At 79.8% G+C, this 401-nt stretch carries 1 protein-coding gene; it reads left to right on the top strand.

Annotation, left to right across the window (positions count from 1 at the left end; genetic code table 11):
* Window positions 1-135: 135 nt before the first annotated feature.
* Window positions 136-300: a DUF5679 domain-containing protein gene (locus GTR00_RS26560; protein WP_407659776.1), complete on the top strand. Its 165-nt coding sequence runs from the start codon at window positions 136-138 to the stop codon at window positions 298-300.
* Window positions 301-401: the final 101 nt, after the last annotated feature.

The raw sequence follows: 401 nt of genomic DNA, 5'->3' as shown, positions 1-401 counted from the left end.
CGCGGGAGCGGCGTCCGCGCGGGCCGGCGGGCCGCGCGCGGGTGCGCCGACGCGCCCGGGCGGTGGGCTGGGGGCACCATGCGGGGGGAGCCGCCGGAGAGCCCGGTGGCCCGCGAGGTTCCGAGGAGGCGCGCCGTGGCCGACGCCGAGACCTACCAGGGCGAGTTCTACTGCGTGAAGTGCAAGGAGAAGCGGCAGGCGGAGGGCCGGGTCGTGGAGACCAACGGCCGCCGGATGGCCAAGGGCCAGTGCCCCGTGTGCGGCACGAACCTGAACCGGATCCTCGGCAAGGCCTCCTGAGCGGCCGACCGCGGCGAGCCCCGGGCGGGTCCACCGGGGCCGGCCCGGGCGGGCTGTGGACGACGCCGGCCGCGCCGGCGGGCGCTGGGGCAGGGTGGCCC

The sequence above is a fragment of the Kineococcus indalonis genome, assembly GCF_009906395.1.
Taxonomy (GTDB): domain Bacteria; phylum Actinomycetota; class Actinomycetes; order Actinomycetales; family Kineococcaceae; genus Kineococcus; species Kineococcus indalonis.
Note: the sequence above shows the minus strand (reverse complement) of the source record. Positions and strands in the feature narration are given on the sequence as shown.